We start from the raw sequence: 15,530 nt of genomic DNA, 5'->3' as shown, positions 1-15,530 counted from the left end.
ACGTAAAATACCATGGACGCCATCCCTCCAGATGGTGACCATGGTATTTTTTAAAAGCCAGCTTATGCAGCTGGTTTCTTTTTGCGGCGTTTCACCCCCGCCACCTTCCGTATAAAGAGGCGATTTTTTTGTGTGTTTGGCATAAAAAAAGAATGTTGGAGTATTTTTCATTCCCATCATTGAAAGGCGATCAGGTGAGACGCCTGCGGGGCGTCGGCTAAGACCAGCCACATCGTGTGGCTAACGCCGACACTAGCACGTCCTGTGCGTCGAAGCAAGAGCTGAAGATCCACCGACGGCGGTCTTCCGTCGGTTAGCTGAAGCCTTGCCCGCGGCAAGCGAATCTGAAGAGCCATTCATACGATAGAGTATACGTTCATCCAAACCACAGCCCTTTTTTTAAAAGACAGGAAAACATAAAAGTTTGACGTTTTCATCGTTCAGAAAAAGCGCCTGCTCACTCAAGTGCACACGACGTGGGTCGGTTCAGCGTTGCCACAGGACGTGTGCGTTCTTAGTAGAAGTACCTTACAGAAGCACCTTACAAAAGTTCCTTCACCGCAGTCGAACCTCCTCCTTTTAAGGCGCTTGTGCTTTTCTTTGCATTATACATATCTGTATATAAAGCGTAATGGTTCTTGTTTACAAATCGTAACTTTTACGATAGAATCCGTTGTATAAAATGTGATTATAATGAGAGGAGAAAGCTGATGTCTATCGGGCGTTTATCGTTTGTGCTTTTTATGATGATGCTGACGCTTACAGCTTGCGGAGGAAATCAAGATCAAACACAAACGAGTCAAGAGAAAAATGGAGAAGAGGAAACGCCTCTTCATATTTATACAACCTTGTATCCGTGGCAGGAATTTACGGAAAGAATCGGCCAAGATGAAGTCGAAGTAGAAAATTTAGTACCGGCTGGAAGCGATGTGCATAGTTTTGAGCCGACAGCCAAAACGATGATTCGCGTCGCAGAAGGAGACGTTTTTATTTATAATGGTGCTGGAGTAGACGGTTTTTCACAGGCAGTTAAAGATACTGCTGAGCAAGAAGGTGTGACGACACTGGAAGTGACAGAGAATATGACGCTGCAAACACAAAGAGAACATAGTCACGCGGAAGATGTTGAAGGGCATCATCATGGTGATGAGGCTGAAGCGGATACTGACAGCCATGCTCATTCTGATGTGGACCCGCATGTGTGGCTCGACCCCTTATTGGCGATAGAAGCAGCAGAAAATATCAAAACAGCATTGATTGAATTGCGTCCTGATAAGAAGCAGTATTTTGAAGAAAACTTTCAACAATTAAAAAGTGACTTAGAAGCTCTTCACGAGAATTTCAAACAAATGGCGGCAAGTGCCAACCGGGATACGTTTCTCGTTTCTCATGCAGGGTATGGGTATTGGGAAAGCAGGTATCAATTACATCAAATTGGCATGACCGGTTTGTCTCCATCCAATGAGCCGTCACAAAAGCAGCTGCAGCAGATTATCCAGTTAGCACAGGATTATGAGGTGCAGCATGTGATGTTAGAACAAAATATCTCCTCCAAAATTGCTGAAGTTGTGCAGGATGAAATAGGAGCAGAAGCGCTTTATTTGCATAACTTAGAGTCTCTGACTGAAGAGGATATCGAAAACAATGAAAACTATTTTCGTTTAATGGAACAAAATATTAATCATTTAGCGGAAGCTTTGCAATAGTACTCATATAAGAAAAGACAAGAAACTTGCTGTCCTTTCCAGTTTTTCGGTACAATGAAAGCAAATAGGAAAAGAAAGGGTGGAAAGAATTTATGGATTTCAACTTTATGATAAATGATGTCGTTCAAACGGCAAGGCAAGAAATGGAAGAAGCTGGTTACGAATCACTGAGTACACCAGAGGAAGTAGAAGAGGTGCTGGGTAAAGAAGGCACAACGTTAGTAATGGTAAACTCTGTTTGCGGATGTGCTGGCGGTATTGCGCGTCCAGCAGCAGCTTATATGCGTAATTATGATAAAAAACCAGATCGTTTTGTGACGGTTTTTGCAGGGCAAGATAAAGAAGCAACAGAAAAAGCACGCTCTTATTTCACTGGTTACCCGCCTTCTTCTCCATCATTTGCGCTTGTTAAAGATGGGGACATTCAAGAAATGGTAGAACGCCATGATATTGAAGGGCATGAACCGATTGAGGTGGTCCAAAAATTAGAAAAAGCATTTGACCAATACTGCGAGTAAACGATGTTACCGCCATCAACAAGAGGTTGCTGGCGGTTTTTGTTTTAGAAAAGCTGGTAGAAAGCATAGAATTTGTGCTATAATACAAAAAAATCATGCAAAGGACGGAAAGTAATGGCTACGTTAGAAGAACTATACAACCAAGTACAGCATTATTTAAACATGGATGAAGAAATTGATTTTAAAGAATTCAAAGGCTATTATCAAGATGTAATTACATACTTTGACCAGCATGCTGCTGAGTTTGACGAAGCAAGCATATGGAAAGGCTTATTTATCGTAGAGAGCATTATGTCTAATGCGGAAAACCGGACAGCAGCGACCAAGCGTCCGTCTGAATCAAAAAAGTATAAAAAAATGGCCAGCCGTACGAAAGTTTATGCCCAGCATTTTACGAAACGTCTTCACGACATTGGATATACACATGATGAGATTAGTGAGGAGTTTGAAAAAATGTTAGCCGAAGGAGAAAAAGAACAAGTCGAGTAAAGAGCGGCTGAATAAAGCGGCCGCCTTTTGATTTCTTTGCGATTTAGGAATATGTCACTTTGTGAAAAGGTTAACGTGTAAGAAAATAAAAGTTTTTTCCACAAAAAAGACGTGGCGGTAAGCCAAGCTCTCTATGTAAAATCGTGCGCAAAAAATATGAATAGCGGTTGACATCATTTAACATAAGCGATAAAATGAACGTTGTCGTTAAAAATTAGATGAGCGCCTATGGTGAAATGGATATCACGCGAGATTCCGGTTCTCGTATTCCAGGTTCGAATCCTGGTAGGCGCGCCACATACTTACATACGCAAACTGCACATGTTCATGTGCAGTTTTTTTATTGGCTGTTTATTCAGCGTATAATAAAAACAGCAAAAAGTCAGCTGATGTTGAAGGAGTGTATTATGCCGAGGTGGAGAATTGGGTATCGAACGATTAAAACAGCTATAGGTGCAGCGCTGGCTATTTTTATCGCTGAGCTGTTAGAACTGGAGTTTTTTGTCTCAGCTGGTATTATTGCCGTTCTTTGTATTTCTGTGACGAAAAAAGAATCACTGCGTGCTTCATGGGAGCGTTTTGTGGCGTGTCTGATTGGTTTGGGATATGCGAGCATTCTGTTTGAAGTGATTGGTTATCATCCGGTGTCTATTGCAGTTATATTTTTGTTATTTATTCCCACGGCAGTTGCGGTTGGCGTAAAAAAAGGCATTGTTACCAGTGTTGTCATCATGCTTCATTTATATATGTACGAAACGGTTTCGGTGTCTATATGGGTGAATGAGGTATTATTAATTGTTATCGGGGTGGGCGTGGCGTTAATCATGAATATGTACATGCCCAGTGCTGAGAAGCCGTTAATTTTGAAACAGGTGAAGCTAGAAGAGTGTTTTGAAAAGATTTGGAGGGAATATTCACGTTACTTACGTGATGGCGATACGTCTTGGGATGGAAGGGAAATTGCGGTTGCGTCTTCTTTTATTGAAGAAGGAAAAAGTCTAGCTTTAAAAAATGTTGATAATCATTTTCTGCGTCATGATGATTACTTTTACCACTATTTTAAGATGAGAGAAAAACAGCTTGACATAATAGAACGTATTCTGCCATTTATATCAACGTTAGACCGAACGGTGGTTCAAGGCGAAAAAATCGCTGTTTATATGGACGAACTCAGTCAAGCAGTCACGCCGGGAAACACAGCAGGATATTACTTGATGCGTTTAGATGAATTAAGAGATGAAATGAAGGAAATGAAACTGCCGTCTTCACGAACGGAGTTTGAGGTTCGTTCGTCCTTATTTTACATTCTTCATGAGCTAGAAGAGTATTTGCTTATTAAAAAAATGTTTAAACCAGATCCAAAACGCACCCGTACTATTTCCGGCAAGCGGTTGAATAGAGATTCGCACAAGAGAAATACTAATTAAAACTCCATCCTAGTAAGGGGCGTTTTGACATGAATATACATGTTCCACTTATCCTTTCTATCTTTATACAATCGGTGCTGTGGCCGTTAAATCCAGTTCCAGAGTCAGGAGATCCTTATATTATTATTAATAAACAAATCAATCAGCTCGGGTATGTAGAAAATGGTGAGCTTGCGTATGTATATCATGTGGCAACAGGCAAGACAGAAGAGTTGACACCAGAAGGAGAGTTTACGGTTACAGTAAAAGCGATCCGCCCTTATTACCGTAAATTAAATATTAAAGGAGGCGATCCGAAAAACCCATTAGGAAGCAGATGGATTGGGTTTGATGCAGACAATACCAATGGCAGAATCTATGGTATTCATGGTACGAATCGACCGGAGTCAATTGGACGCTATATATCGAATGGCTGCATTCGCATGAAAAATGAAGAAGTGAATGAACTGTTTGATCAAGTGGAGATTGGCACTAAAGTATGGATTGAACAAAGCGGCCGCTCTCTTGCACAAATAGCTGCTGAGAGAGGACTTTATTACGGGAAAAAACCTTATTACTTAGAAAAGGACTTAGATACACTTTAGAAAGATGCGTTCCTTGAAACGAGATGGAGCCGGGAGAAAGGCATATAATCTTTGGGAAATGTTGCATTCAAGTATAAGATAATCGAATGACAGCGGATGATGCAGAGTACAAACAAAAAGCACTGTACATGAAAAAGCCCTCGGCATGAGGGCTTTTTGAGGTAATGGTTAAAAGAGTGTCGCTGCGCCTGTTAACACACTTCCTGCTACGAGTGTAATAATCATAATATAAATAATCGTCTTTTGGAACTTTTTTGGCATCGCTTTTCCCTCCGCGAGTTAGTATCGTTATCTACCATTTTACGGGGCAAATCTATAATACTCAACCGTGAATGTCGTCGATAGAAAAGGAAAAACTCTCGCCGTATCGAAATAATAAAACAAACCAAAAATACATAAAGGCGAGGGATGCATATGAAACAACCACCTGAAAAAGTAGACCATATAGGCATTGCCGTGAAGTCAATTCATGAACATTTGCCTTTTTATGAAAACGTGCTTGGATTAGAACTCCTTCAAACCGAAACGGTGGAGTCACAAAAAGTAAAAGTAGCTTTTATTGCTGTCGGGGCGACGAAGCTGGAGCTGCTCGAACCACTTGCTGATGACAGTCCAATTGCTGCTTTTATTGATAAAAGAGGAGAAGGAATACACCATGTTGCTCTTGGTGTGACAAACATTGAAAAACGTCTTGAAGAAATCAAGCAAGACGGCATTAAAACGATTAATGACAAGCCGTACAAAGGAGCTGGTGGAGCAGACGTTGCTTTTTTGCATCCGTCTTCTGCCGGAAGAGTGCTGTATGAGCTTTGTGAAAGAAAGTAATAACGTGGTAAGCTGTTAGTAGGAAAAGATTCAGCAGAACACAGGAGGATACGATGATAAACGAGGAACGACTGGTAAACGAATTTATCGAATTAGTACAAATCGACTCAGAAACAAAGCATGAAAAACAAATTTCTACTGTTTTAAAACAAAAATTTACTGATTTAGGACTGCACGTAGAAGAAGATGATGCACACAAGACGACAGAACATGAAGCTGGCAACTTGATCTGTACGTGGGAAGGCACTGCCAATGGCGATACGATTTATTTTACTTCCCATATGGATACGGTTGTACCTGGCAAAGGTATTCAGCCGTTCATAAAAGATGGATACATTCAGACAGATAAAACCACAATTTTAGGAGCAGATGACAAGGCTGGCATTGCTGTTATGCTCGAGAGTATACGAGCAATTCAAGAAAATAATCTTCCGCATTCAACGGTGCAGTTTGTCATTACTGTTGGAGAAGAATCAGGGCTTGTCGGTGCAAAAGCATTGGATGAAAGTTTACTAAAAGCTGACTATGGCTATGCATTAGACAGCGATGGAGAAGTAGGCAACTTAATTGTAGCAGCGCCAACTCAATCCAAAATAGAAGTGAAGGTAAAAGGGAAAACAGCCCATGCCGGTGTGGCTCCAGAAAAAGGTGTTTCGGCCATTACGGTTGCAGCAAAAGCAATATCGAAAATGCCGCTCGGCCGAATCGACGACGAGACGACGGCAAACATCGGCCGTTTTGAAGGCGGATCACAAACCAACATTGTTTGTGATGAAGTGTATATTCTGGCTGAAGCAAGATCTTTAGTTAAAGAGAAGATGGACGAGCAGGTACAGAAGATGGAGCGGGCGTTTAAAGAAACGGCCAAAGAGATGGGAGCGGAAGCAGAAGTAGATGTATCTGTTATGTACCCTGGTTACAAACTGGCTGACACAGATCATGTGGTACAGCAAGCGGTGACAGCAGCAGAAAAAATTGGCAGAACACCACAGCTGTTAAGAAGTGGCGGAGGCAGTGACGCCAATATTATTAGTGGTTACGGCATTCCAACAGTCAATCTGGCAGTAGGTTATGAAGATATTCATACAACCAGCGAAAAAATGCCGGTGAAAGAATTAGTGAAGCTGGCAGAGATGACGACAGCGATTATTGACGGAGCTTCATAATACCAATCAGCAACAATCTAAGAGAAAGTAGGGAGCTGTAGTGGGACACAACTGGAAAGGAAGAGTTATTTTTCATGTCGACATGAATAGCTTTTATGCCTCTGTGGAAAGAGTGTATGATTCTTCCTTGAAAGGCAAGCCATTAGCTATTGCAGGTGATCCCAAAGAAAGAAGGGGGATTGTTGTCACATCGAGCTATGAAGCACGTGCATACGGTGTGAAAACAACGATGCCTGTGTGGGAAGCAAGAAAAAAGTGTCCAGATTTAATTGTCCGTCCTCCTGATTTTGATAAATATCGGAAAGTATCCAGTGATATGTTTCAGTTATTGCAAGAGTACACCGATTTAGTGGAACCCGTTTCTATTGATGAAGGCTATATGGATATGACGCTTCCTTTTAAACAAGGAAGTACCGTTGCAGAAGCAAACCATATCATGCGCCGTTTGGAAAGAGAATTAGGATTGCCTGCCAGCATTGGCATAGCTCCCAATAAATTTTTGGCAAAAATGGCAAGTGATATGAAAAAGCCGCTAGGTATCACCATTCTTAGGAAAAGAGATGCAGCTCAGAAGTTGTGGCCGCTGCCAATTGAAGAAATGCATGGTATCGGCCAAAAAACTGCTGACAAATTAAAGAAGTGGAATATTCACAGCATTGGCGATTTAGCTAGATTTTCTCCCGTTTCTTTGCAGCAGCGTTTTGGTGTGAAAGGACGCAAGTGGAACGAGCGGGCTAATGGTATCGATGAACGTCTTGTGGATCCAGACGCTGCTAATGAGATTAAAAGCGTTGGAAACTCGACAACGCTTGAGCACGATGAAGATAATCCCGAAGCGCTCATGATGACGTTAGAAAAGTTATCGGAAAAAGTAGAAATGAGAATGAAACGAAAACAGGTTACGTCGTGGACGATTCAGTTGACGATTCGATACAACGACCGCAAAACAATTACTCGCAGTAAAACCAATGCCAATCCGCTTTTTACAGCAAAAGAAATGAAAGAACAAGCCAAGGTATTATTACATGAACACTGGAGCGGCAAGCCAGTGCGCTTATTAGGGGTGACAGCACTCCACGTAGTGCCAGTTGACCAAGCTTATAAACAATTAGACTTGTTTTCCTACCAAAAAGACGAAAAAGAAGCAGAATTATCACAAACGGTATCTCATTTAACAGATAAATATGGAGAACATATTATTTCAAAAGGATTATTGACAAAAAAGTAAGCAGCGTGCAAAACGTGTAAGTAGTACGGTTGTGAAGTAGAAAATATAAAAAACAAGTATTTTAACAAGCGAATTCGCATAGTAATTCGCTTGTTTATTTTTATTGATATGACAATCACTACTATGATTTAACATTGAAAATAGCAACGGTTTCAGCATAGGTTTTAACAAGTGGACAATAGATATTGTTCACAAGTCAAATGTGTGCTAAAAACAAGGTCAAAACCAATGGTAATTATATAACTGATTATAGGTATATCAGAGGTGAATAAAGTTTTAAGGTAAAATGTAGATATAGAGATTGTGAAAGAATGTTATTAAACTAACGATGCAGGTTAGCATTACACGACATAAATAAAAATATATGGAGGTCTAGTTATGTGGGTAATATTTGGGGTTATTGCAATAGTAACAACTTTTATAAATCTTTATATGTATAAAGCAGGAAAGGATTATAAGCTTGCTATGGCGATGGCATTATCATTTACAGCATTAACAATTTGTGCAGATTATAGTTATCTAACTCGGTGGGTAAAAGCGGAAGATTGGGCGGCTTTATCGGATGTAATACCTGGTATGGCAAGGGCATTTTGGTTTTTGACAATTGTTTCTATCTTACTAAATATAGCACCCATATTTTTAGAACGGAAACGTAAGAAATAATGACTTATTGTGTCAGTCTTTATGTATAACTAACGGGTGCGTTAGTTGAAGAAAAGGTCATTAGAATATAGAAAACGCAGAGGGATGTTAAAACCTCTGCGTTTTCTTGTGCAATTTTGTTGTCTAAATTTATGCGATTTATCCAGTTAATTTGCTTGTTAATTTGGTTTTTCTACCTCTGAACCGAACTACTTACAAAACGTGTGCTTGCTTTTTTAGGTTTTGTGTTATAATCATTCCTCTTTTTCCGGCTGGTTGGAACTTCAGCTGCTATTCCTGCCGGTGTTCTGCCTGCTTCTATCAGCGGTGGGGCATGAACTTTTCCAACATGTGAGACAGGACCTCATTTTAGGGCAGAAGTCATATAAACATTGTGGCAAAACTACCGATATTCTGGATAGAGTGAAAACATATCGGAGGCTACGGCATGAAAGTGTTTAATCAAGCTATAACAAAGCAGCCAGCTGATTCTTCACATCCTTTGCGTGAAGGCGCTGTGTATCGTGCAACAATTTTGGCACGAGAAGGAAACAATCAAGCGACATTAGGATTCCAGCACAAAAAAATACGTGCAACTTTTCAAGGGTTGATGCCTGCACACAACAACATCGCTTTTCAAATCGTAGAGAAAAATCAAGAGCAGGTAGTCGTTCGGCCGCTGCATCATCAAAGTGATAAGTCTCAGCCGCAGCAAAAAGCAAATTCTGTTTCGCTTACACTAGATCATTTTGGTGCAGATCAGCCTTCTCGCACGTTAAAAAAAGGCGTAGCCGCACTGTTAGATCATGGCCGCGCGGTGACAAAAACAGCTGTGTCATCGATGGAAACGTTTCTAAACACAGCGAATGGTACGAAAGAGCAAAAATTGCAAACACTACAGGCAGCTGCCACAAAAAACATAGATATAACGGAGAACAATTTAAAGCATATCCATGAAAGTTTACATAGTAAAAGTGCCGTACGTTTTATGAACAATTCAGCTGCTGCTTCTGTACGGGATAGTAGCTGGTTATTGTCAGATGAACAGGTAAACGAGGCAGTAAAACGAGGAATAAACGGAGCGTTGCAGCGAGTAGAAGAAGTGGCTTCACGGCTGCAACGCGAACTGCAAACGGCCAAAAACCCGCAAAACGTTCTCGAAAATATGAAAACAGAACTCCGCCATCACCCGCAATTAACCCCGGCACAGCGAGCGGAAACAGAAAGCAGGTTACAGCGAGCGGAAAGTTTGCTGCAAAGCGGAAAAACAAACGAAGCAAAACAAGTGTTAGATGATGTGTTGAAGTCCGTTGAGACAGGGGCAAGACAAGCTAGTCACTACCAAGCCATACAAGATGCACACAGCACAGTACTTGAGCAAGTAAAGCAAACAAGATCGGTGCAAGAGGCCGTAGAACGTGTCGAACAAGAGTTGAAGAGCCAACATATCACAAAAGAACAAGAGGCATCATTACGCCAGCTGCTTCGTGAAGTACAGGCGCTTGCGAACGCTGGAGGAAAGCAGCGTGAACAAGCAGCACACCTTCTTCAAAAGCTGACTGGAGGACGTGAGCTTTCTCAGCAAGCCATTCATGACTTGCTGCAGAAAATGACGAAGCAAACAAGAGGCCAGCTGTTAAGCCAAGCAGGCATTTCTCAAGAAGGAAGAGATAAAATCACAGAGCTTTTGCGGCAGTCAGAAAAATATGCAGCAGCTGCAAGAAAGCACTTGGAGCAGTCGCTCGCACAGAATGCTTTTCTGCAAGAAGAGCAGCCAAAAAGCGCAAACCTTTCTACAATGGTTAATGCATTCAAACATCAAGTTCAAAAAGAACCTAATGTGTTTCACATACTTGAACAGGTCAGACAAGATGCAGTGCCTGCGCTTTTTAAAGAAGATTCCACACAAGCTGCTGCAAAGCTGGATACAGCGGAAGCGCTGGCGAAACAGGGGAAAGAACTCAGCGCAAGGCAGCACATTTTCTCTCTATTAGACGAAGTGACCAATGGATTAGAAGCGAGCAAACAAAACAGCGCCGAAAGCGCTTATCAAGTGAACGAAGCAATGCCGATATCCTCCAAGCAGCTGCTTGAGACAAGAATTACGGAGAAGTTGGCAGCTGTCACAGAGCAATTTAAATCTATGAAGCAAGATGTGTTGAAACAAATAGATCAAGTAGTCAAACTGGTTCAACAGGACAAGCAGTCAACTCCGACGGCCAAACAAATCGTTGAAGCTGCGATTAAACATTTAGATCGAGCTATTTTACGAAGTGATGTCACGTTATTTACAGATATGAAAACAGAAAGGCAGCTTCTGCAAACAAGTTCCTATCTGAAAGAAGCTAAGCACTTGCTTGATAAAGGTCAAATCAACGAATCAGTAAAAGTCGTGAAAAACGTACAGGAGTCATTACAGAAGATGACATTTGCCCCAGCAGAACAAAAAGTAAAGCACTTTGTGACCAGCGATATACTTTCATCAGAAAGGCCGGCAAAATGGTTACAGATGCCAGTGGCTGAGCAGTCTCGAGCTGTGATGCAAGATCCGTCTGCACGCCAAGTATTTGAGCTGGTTCGCAGTCTCGGACTTAATCGTGAAAGCGAAATAGGACAAATGCTTGCTTCTAGCAGCAAGGATTCATCATCACAGCAGCACACCCCGCAGCAGAATCTAAAAGAAGTACTGCTGCAGCTTATGAAAAAAGAGGATGGAGCCTTGAAAGGGCTGTCTTCTGTGAACCAGGCATTATCGAATCTTACCGGCCAGCAGCTGTTAAGCAAAACAGATAATGGCAGCTTGCAGCATTTATTGTTTAATCTGCCAGTGCCTGTAAAAGATGACATGGAACAGCTGCAAGTGTATGTACAATCCAGGCAAGAAGGCAGCCAGCTCGACTGGGAAAATTGCAGCTTATATTTTTTCATTGAGACGCCTGTTTTAGGAGAGACAGGTATTATGGTTCAAGCAGCCGACAGACAGCTCTCCGTGACGGTGAAAAATGACAGCGACGGGTTTGCCGAAGCAATGAGCCCGCTTGTCGACAAAACGACAGAGGCGTTAAGCGGGTTAGGATACAATATTTCAAACATTTCTTATCAGCCTCTCCACGACTCAAACGAAACAGAAGAAAAGCTCCCGACAGAACCGGATGCGGTATCGGCGCCTTTATATTCTGAGAAAGGGTTTGATTTTAAAGTATGATAACGTCCAACTACTATAATCACAAAGCGCGCAAGCTGAAAAACGGTCCGTCTGCAGCTGTAGTAAAGTATGATGACAAAGAAGCTCCGCGAGTGACCGCACATGGTTCTGGCGAAGTAGCACAGCAGATTTTGTCCTTGGCTGAAGAAAATAATATTTATATGCAGCAAGATCCGGGCCTGCTGGAGCATTTGCTTGATATGGACTTAGGTGAAAACGTGCCGCCGCAACTGTACTCGGTGATTGCAGAAATTTTATTGTTTATTGAGGAAATGGAAAAGCAATACGAATAAAGCGGCTGTGTCGTATAGAAAAGAGGAGAACGCAATGAGCTTTTTATCAGAAGAAATGCTTCAGCAAAAAACGTCGCAGGAACTGACGATGCTTTTGTATGAAGCGTGCGAGCAGAATATCCAACAAGCGCTCGACAGTATCACAACTAAGCAGTACATGGAAGCCAATCAAAAATTTCAGCGTTCAATTGATATTTTAGAACGATTAGGAGTGGGCTTAAATGATGCAGCAGGCATTATCGCTGATCAGCTCGATGCCTTATACACTTACATGCGCGGCCTGTTAATAGAGGCCAACATCGAAAAAAGCATAGATAAAGCACAGCGGGTGCTTCATATCTTGCAAGAACTTCAAACAGCGTGGCAGCAAGCAATGCAAACACAGAAAAACCATCAGCCGGCGATACAAGCGAAAAAACGTGCCGCTTATGAGCAGTTTGCCCGCTATGAATATAAATAGAAGGAGCGTTACGCGTGAAAATTAATAATAACATTCAAGCGTTAAATGCCTATCGAAATTTAAATCACAACCAAACGCAGCTGTCAAAAAACTTAGAGAAATTATCCTCTGGTCTGCGCATTAACCGTGCATCAGATGATGCGGCGGGTCTTGCCATTTCAGAAAAAATGCGTTCACAAATTCGAGGATTGAAGCAGTCAGAGCGCAATTCAATGGACGGAATTTCATTAATACAAACATCAGAAGGAGCGATGCAGGAAATTCATTCGATGCTGCAGCGTATGAGAGAATTGGCTGTTCAAGCTTCCAACGACTCCAATACGGAATATGACCGTGAACAGCTCCAAAAAGAAATGACGGAATTAACAAAAGAAATTAACAGCATTTCTGATAAAACAGAGTTTAATACGAAAAAACTGTTAGACGGTTCTAGTGCGGTATATACTGAGTTAGATGAAGCAAATGAAACTGGCTTGGTGAAAGCACCGCGCCCTTTAGATGCAGCAGTGGAGGATGGTGACTACACCATTACAGCTGATGCAGAAGACGTCATTGTTGGGGGGGAGGCAGTATTTGACGGGGAGATCGAAGTAGAGAGTGGAAAAAGCCTTGGAACATACAGCATCGAAGTAGAAGAAAACCAGGATGATTCGAAGTCGGTAACGATTTATGATAATAGTGGAAAGGAGATAGAAAGCACAGACGTCTTAGATGAGAAATTCACCGTTGCTGGTTTTACATTTGATGATGCTGGCAATCTTACCGAGGGAAAGACAGATTTTCGTGTAGAAGCCGAAGGGACATTTACTTTAACACTGGAAGGGGAAGAAATTGATAAAGCCCCTAATGTGCAGACAGAGGAAGGAAAGTTAGAGCTTGGAGACTTTGAATTTGCATGGGATAGTAACGGACTAAGTGTCAATGAAACTAAAAAGAGTTCCTTTGAAGTAATTAACAATGCACTCGCTTTCCAAATTGGCCCGAACACCGGCCAGCAAGTGATGGTGGATATTCCTCAACTTGATGCAAATGAGCTGGGTGTTGCTGCGGTCGATGTGTCAACGCACGCCGGGGCGAGTGAAGCAATGACGGCATTGGATCATGCCATTAATCAGGTTTCTAGTGCGCGAGCAGAGCTCGGCGCGGTGCAAAACCGGCTTGAACATACGATAGGGAACCTGCAAGTAACACATGAAAACCTTACTGCCTCCGAATCAAGAATACGCGATGCCGATATGGCAGAAGAGATGACAGCATTTACGAAAAATAATATTATTCATCAATCAGCAACCGCAATGCTTGCACAAGCAAATCAACTGCCGCAAGGCGTGCTTCAGCTCTTGCAGTAACGAACGCGAAGGGAAAGAGGCGAGAGCAGCAATGATAAATGAAACAAAAGGTCGTGAATAACATGGACATACAAAAAGTAATGCAAACAGGTATGCATCCCCCTGCTGCAAAACAAAAAGATGCACCGAAAACAAGCGTTTCATTCACTGAAATCATGGATCAAAGGCGACAGGAAAAAGCGTATGAGCGCTTTACGCAGATGCTTAAAAAGATTGATGATCAAGGCAAGGTGCTTACGGAAAACCGTACGGTCGAAGAGTTCCGCAAATACAAGCAACTAGTGAAAGACTTCATGCAAGAAGCCATCGATCATGGCTTATCACTAGAGGAAAAACGCGGTTTTAACCGGCGCGGAAGAACGAAATTGTATAAAGTTGTCGAAGAAGTGGACCGAAAACTCTTGGATTTAACACATGCGATGATGGAAAAGGAAAAAAGCGGGATGGACATATTAGACAAAGTCGGTGAAATACAAGGATTGCTCGTCAACCTCTACGCTTAAAAATAGGTGCTAGCAGCACTTGCATGTTGAAACATATGTGCAGGTTTTCAGCAGGCGGGAAAGGATAGGCTGCTGCGCTTTTCTTGAACAGAAGCCGAATACGCTTCCATTTTACGTACGTTTCCGTAAATAAAATGTGTGCGAAGGTCACTCTTGCATTTACAGCATAAACGCACTACACAGAGCATATACAAGGTTGTGATGGTTTGCATAAAGCCAGGATGTGTCCTATTATACGTATGGTGCAAAGAGCGGAAGGGAGATGATGCCTCTACTAATGGAAATGACGCATGTTTAGTTGATTTTTTCCTCTCGCTGCACTGATAAAATTATGAAAGATAAGGAAGTGTCCATGTGAACGTACATGACTTGGTAGAAGCTAGAGTGTATTTGGAAAATGAAACAAAAAATAATTATCAAGTGTTGTACGAAAAGTTTCAACACAGCACGTGTCATTTTGAAGAAGATGGACGTTTTTCTGTAAAAGAAGGAGAGAACAAAGAAGTGGTTCATATCTTTCGCGGCAAGAATGAAGACACCTTGTATGCGGTAGAGACATATGACCTTCATCAATTCTCTTCGATAGATGCATTACTCGAACAAGTAAAGCTAGAACACAAAGAAATATTTGTCTAGCCTTATCATAGGATAAATAGAAGGGTCAGTATCAAAAGCCCTTCACGTAAAATACCATGGACGCCATCCCTCCAGATGGTGACCATGGTATTTTTTTATAACCAGCTTATGCAGCTGATTTCTTTTTGCGGCGTTTCATCGTTATCCTCCGTATGTTGTGAGCGAGAGCTGCCCAGCCGAACTCCACCTGAACTTTTTCCTGCCCTCTCAGGTGGAATCGCTGAAAACCACGATTCTGTTTAACATGACCAAATACACTCTCCACGTCCGTTTTTCGGTGCGCGTAGAGTGTTCGTCCGAATTCGCTTTGCAGTTTGATTGCTTCTTTGACTTTGATTTCATCGTAGACCGGATTGTAATAGACTTTCCGGCTGCTTTTGGCGGTGGTGCAGTCCGCTTTGAATGGGCAACCATTACAGAATTCACATTCTTAGATTTTAACGTCCCAGGTGTATCCGTACTTGTCTGTACGGCGGCGGTAGTGGCGGAACGTGACTTT

The 15,530-nt window shown here is 42.0% G+C and carries 17 protein-coding genes, 1 tRNA gene and 1 pseudogene; 16 read left to right on the top strand and 3 right to left on the bottom strand.

Annotated elements, in window-relative coordinates:
- Positions 1-180 (bottom strand): hypothetical protein (locus BLT18_RS18495; protein WP_217635757.1); only part of this gene is annotated, 180 nt, incomplete at its 3' end.
- A gap of 530 nt (positions 181-710) precedes the next feature.
- Between BLT18_RS18495 and BLT18_RS17325 the strand changes: the two genes are divergently transcribed.
- The 6 genes from BLT18_RS17325 to BLT18_RS17300 all read left to right on the top strand — a co-directional run bounded on the left by BLT18_RS17325 (position 711) and on the right by BLT18_RS17300 (position 4,724).
- Positions 711-1,706, top strand: a complete 996-nt coding sequence (locus BLT18_RS17325; RefSeq protein ID WP_091276879.1) for a metal ABC transporter solute-binding protein, Zn/Mn family — start codon at positions 711-713, stop codon at positions 1,704-1,706.
- 92 nt (positions 1,707-1,798) lie between these two features.
- Complete coding sequence (locus tag BLT18_RS17320; protein ID WP_091276877.1) at positions 1,799-2,224, top strand: BrxA/BrxB family bacilliredoxin; 426 nt, start codon at positions 1,799-1,801, stop codon at positions 2,222-2,224.
- Between the two features lie 114 nt (positions 2,225-2,338).
- Positions 2,339-2,713, top strand: coding sequence for a hypothetical protein (locus tag BLT18_RS17315; RefSeq protein WP_091276874.1), 375 nt, complete (start codon positions 2,339-2,341; stop codon positions 2,711-2,713).
- Between the two features lie 222 nt (positions 2,714-2,935).
- A tRNA-Arg gene (locus BLT18_RS17310) sits at positions 2,936-3,010 on the top strand.
- A gap of 110 nt (positions 3,011-3,120) precedes the next feature.
- Positions 3,121-4,140 (top strand): aromatic acid exporter family protein, encoded by a 1,020-nt coding sequence (locus BLT18_RS17305; protein ID WP_091276871.1) that lies wholly within the window; start codon positions 3,121-3,123, stop codon positions 4,138-4,140.
- Positions 4,141-4,169: 29 nt separating this feature from the next.
- Positions 4,170-4,724, top strand: a complete 555-nt coding sequence (locus BLT18_RS17300) for a L,D-transpeptidase (RefSeq protein WP_091276870.1) — start codon at positions 4,170-4,172, stop codon at positions 4,722-4,724.
- A gap of 168 nt (positions 4,725-4,892) precedes the next feature.
- Here BLT18_RS17300 and prli42 read toward each other — a convergent pair whose 3' ends face one another.
- Positions 4,893-4,985 carry a stressosome-associated protein Prli42 gene (gene prli42 / locus BLT18_RS18445; RefSeq protein WP_175487585.1) on the bottom strand — a complete coding sequence of 31 codons (93 nt, stop codon included), beginning with the start codon at positions 4,983-4,985 and terminating at the stop codon, positions 4,893-4,895.
- A 153-nt stretch (positions 4,986-5,138) separates the two neighbouring features.
- Here prli42 and mce point away from each other — a divergent pair, with 153 nt between their 5' ends.
- From mce to BLT18_RS17250, 10 genes are all read left to right on the top strand, one after another.
- Complete coding sequence (gene mce / locus BLT18_RS17295) at positions 5,139-5,549, top strand: methylmalonyl-CoA epimerase (protein WP_091276868.1); 411 nt, start codon at positions 5,139-5,141, stop codon at positions 5,547-5,549.
- Between the two features lie 53 nt (positions 5,550-5,602).
- A complete protein-coding gene (locus tag BLT18_RS17290) occupies positions 5,603-6,715 on the top strand; it encodes a M20/M25/M40 family metallo-hydrolase (RefSeq protein WP_091276865.1) in 1,113 nt (370 codons plus the stop codon).
- 40 nt (positions 6,716-6,755) lie between these two features.
- Entirely contained in the window at positions 6,756-7,943 is a 1,188-nt protein-coding gene (locus BLT18_RS17285) for a DNA polymerase IV (RefSeq protein ID WP_245705317.1), read from the top strand.
- Between the two features lie 378 nt (positions 7,944-8,321).
- Positions 8,322-8,606: a hypothetical protein gene (locus tag BLT18_RS17280; RefSeq protein ID WP_091276862.1), complete on the top strand. Its 285-nt coding sequence runs from the start codon at positions 8,322-8,324 to the stop codon at positions 8,604-8,606.
- A 427-nt stretch (positions 8,607-9,033) separates the two neighbouring features.
- Positions 9,034-11,790, top strand: coding sequence for a sbcc family protein (locus BLT18_RS17275; protein WP_091276859.1), 2,757 nt, complete (start codon positions 9,034-9,036; stop codon positions 11,788-11,790).
- Complete coding sequence (locus tag BLT18_RS17270) at positions 11,787-12,083, top strand: EscU/YscU/HrcU family type III secretion system export apparatus switch protein (RefSeq protein WP_091276857.1); 297 nt, start codon at positions 11,787-11,789, stop codon at positions 12,081-12,083. Before BLT18_RS17275 ends, BLT18_RS17270 begins: the two co-directional genes overlap by 4 nt.
- A gap of 34 nt (positions 12,084-12,117) precedes the next feature.
- Positions 12,118-12,543, top strand: coding sequence for a flagellar export chaperone FliS (fliS, locus tag BLT18_RS17265; protein ID WP_091276855.1), 426 nt, complete (start codon positions 12,118-12,120; stop codon positions 12,541-12,543).
- A gap of 14 nt (positions 12,544-12,557) precedes the next feature.
- Positions 12,558-13,892: a flagellin N-terminal helical domain-containing protein gene (locus tag BLT18_RS17260; RefSeq protein WP_091276852.1), complete on the top strand. Its 1,335-nt coding sequence runs from the start codon at positions 12,558-12,560 to the stop codon at positions 13,890-13,892.
- 62 nt (positions 13,893-13,954) lie between these two features.
- On the top strand, positions 13,955-14,395 hold the full coding sequence (locus BLT18_RS17255; RefSeq protein ID WP_091276881.1) for a YaaR family protein: 441 nt from the start codon (positions 13,955-13,957) through the stop codon (positions 14,393-14,395).
- 354 nt (positions 14,396-14,749) lie between these two features.
- Positions 14,750-15,031 (top strand): hypothetical protein, encoded by a 282-nt coding sequence (locus BLT18_RS17250; protein ID WP_091276850.1) that lies wholly within the window; start codon positions 14,750-14,752, stop codon positions 15,029-15,031.
- A 118-nt stretch (positions 15,032-15,149) separates the two neighbouring features.
- Here BLT18_RS17250 and BLT18_RS18020 read toward each other — a convergent pair.
- Positions 15,150-15,530, bottom strand: a pseudogene (locus BLT18_RS18020) (transposase); the annotation flags it as partial.

Origin of the sequence: Alteribacillus persepolensis (assembly GCF_900099605.1) — a bacterium.
GTDB classification, from domain to species: Bacteria; Bacillota; Bacilli; order Bacillales; family Marinococcaceae; genus Alteribacillus; species Alteribacillus persepolensis.
Note: the sequence above shows the minus strand (reverse complement) of the source record. Positions and strands in the feature narration are given on the sequence as shown.

What these genes read in the sequence shown, in the direction of transcription:
- BLT18_RS17325 (WP_091276879.1), top strand. Translation starts at nt 711, where the DNA reads ATGTCTATCGGGCGTTTATCGTTTGTGCTTTTTATGATGATGCTGACG.
- BLT18_RS17320 (WP_091276877.1), top strand. Translation starts at nt 1,799, where the DNA reads ATGGATTTCAACTTTATGATAAATGATGTCGTTCAAACGGCAAGGCAA.
- BLT18_RS17315 (WP_091276874.1), top strand. Translation starts at nt 2,339, where the DNA reads ATGGCTACGTTAGAAGAACTATACAACCAAGTACAGCATTATTTAAAC.
- BLT18_RS17305 (WP_091276871.1), top strand. Translation starts at nt 3,121, where the DNA reads ATGCCGAGGTGGAGAATTGGGTATCGAACGATTAAAACAGCTATAGGT.
- BLT18_RS17300 (WP_091276870.1), top strand. Translation starts at nt 4,170, where the DNA reads ATGAATATACATGTTCCACTTATCCTTTCTATCTTTATACAATCGGTG.
- prli42 (WP_175487585.1), bottom strand. Translation starts at nt 4,985, where the DNA reads ATGCCAAAAAAGTTCCAAAAGACGATTATTTATATTATGATTATTACA.
- mce (WP_091276868.1), top strand. Translation starts at nt 5,139, where the DNA reads ATGAAACAACCACCTGAAAAAGTAGACCATATAGGCATTGCCGTGAAG.
- BLT18_RS17290 (WP_091276865.1), top strand. Translation starts at nt 5,603, where the DNA reads ATGATAAACGAGGAACGACTGGTAAACGAATTTATCGAATTAGTACAA.
- BLT18_RS17280 (WP_091276862.1), top strand. Translation starts at nt 8,322, where the DNA reads ATGTGGGTAATATTTGGGGTTATTGCAATAGTAACAACTTTTATAAAT.
- BLT18_RS17275 (WP_091276859.1), top strand. Translation starts at nt 9,034, where the DNA reads ATGAAAGTGTTTAATCAAGCTATAACAAAGCAGCCAGCTGATTCTTCA.
- BLT18_RS17270 (WP_091276857.1), top strand. Translation starts at nt 11,787, where the DNA reads ATGATAACGTCCAACTACTATAATCACAAAGCGCGCAAGCTGAAAAAC.
- fliS (WP_091276855.1), top strand. Translation starts at nt 12,118, where the DNA reads ATGAGCTTTTTATCAGAAGAAATGCTTCAGCAAAAAACGTCGCAGGAA.
- BLT18_RS17255 (WP_091276881.1), top strand. Translation starts at nt 13,955, where the DNA reads ATGGACATACAAAAAGTAATGCAAACAGGTATGCATCCCCCTGCTGCA.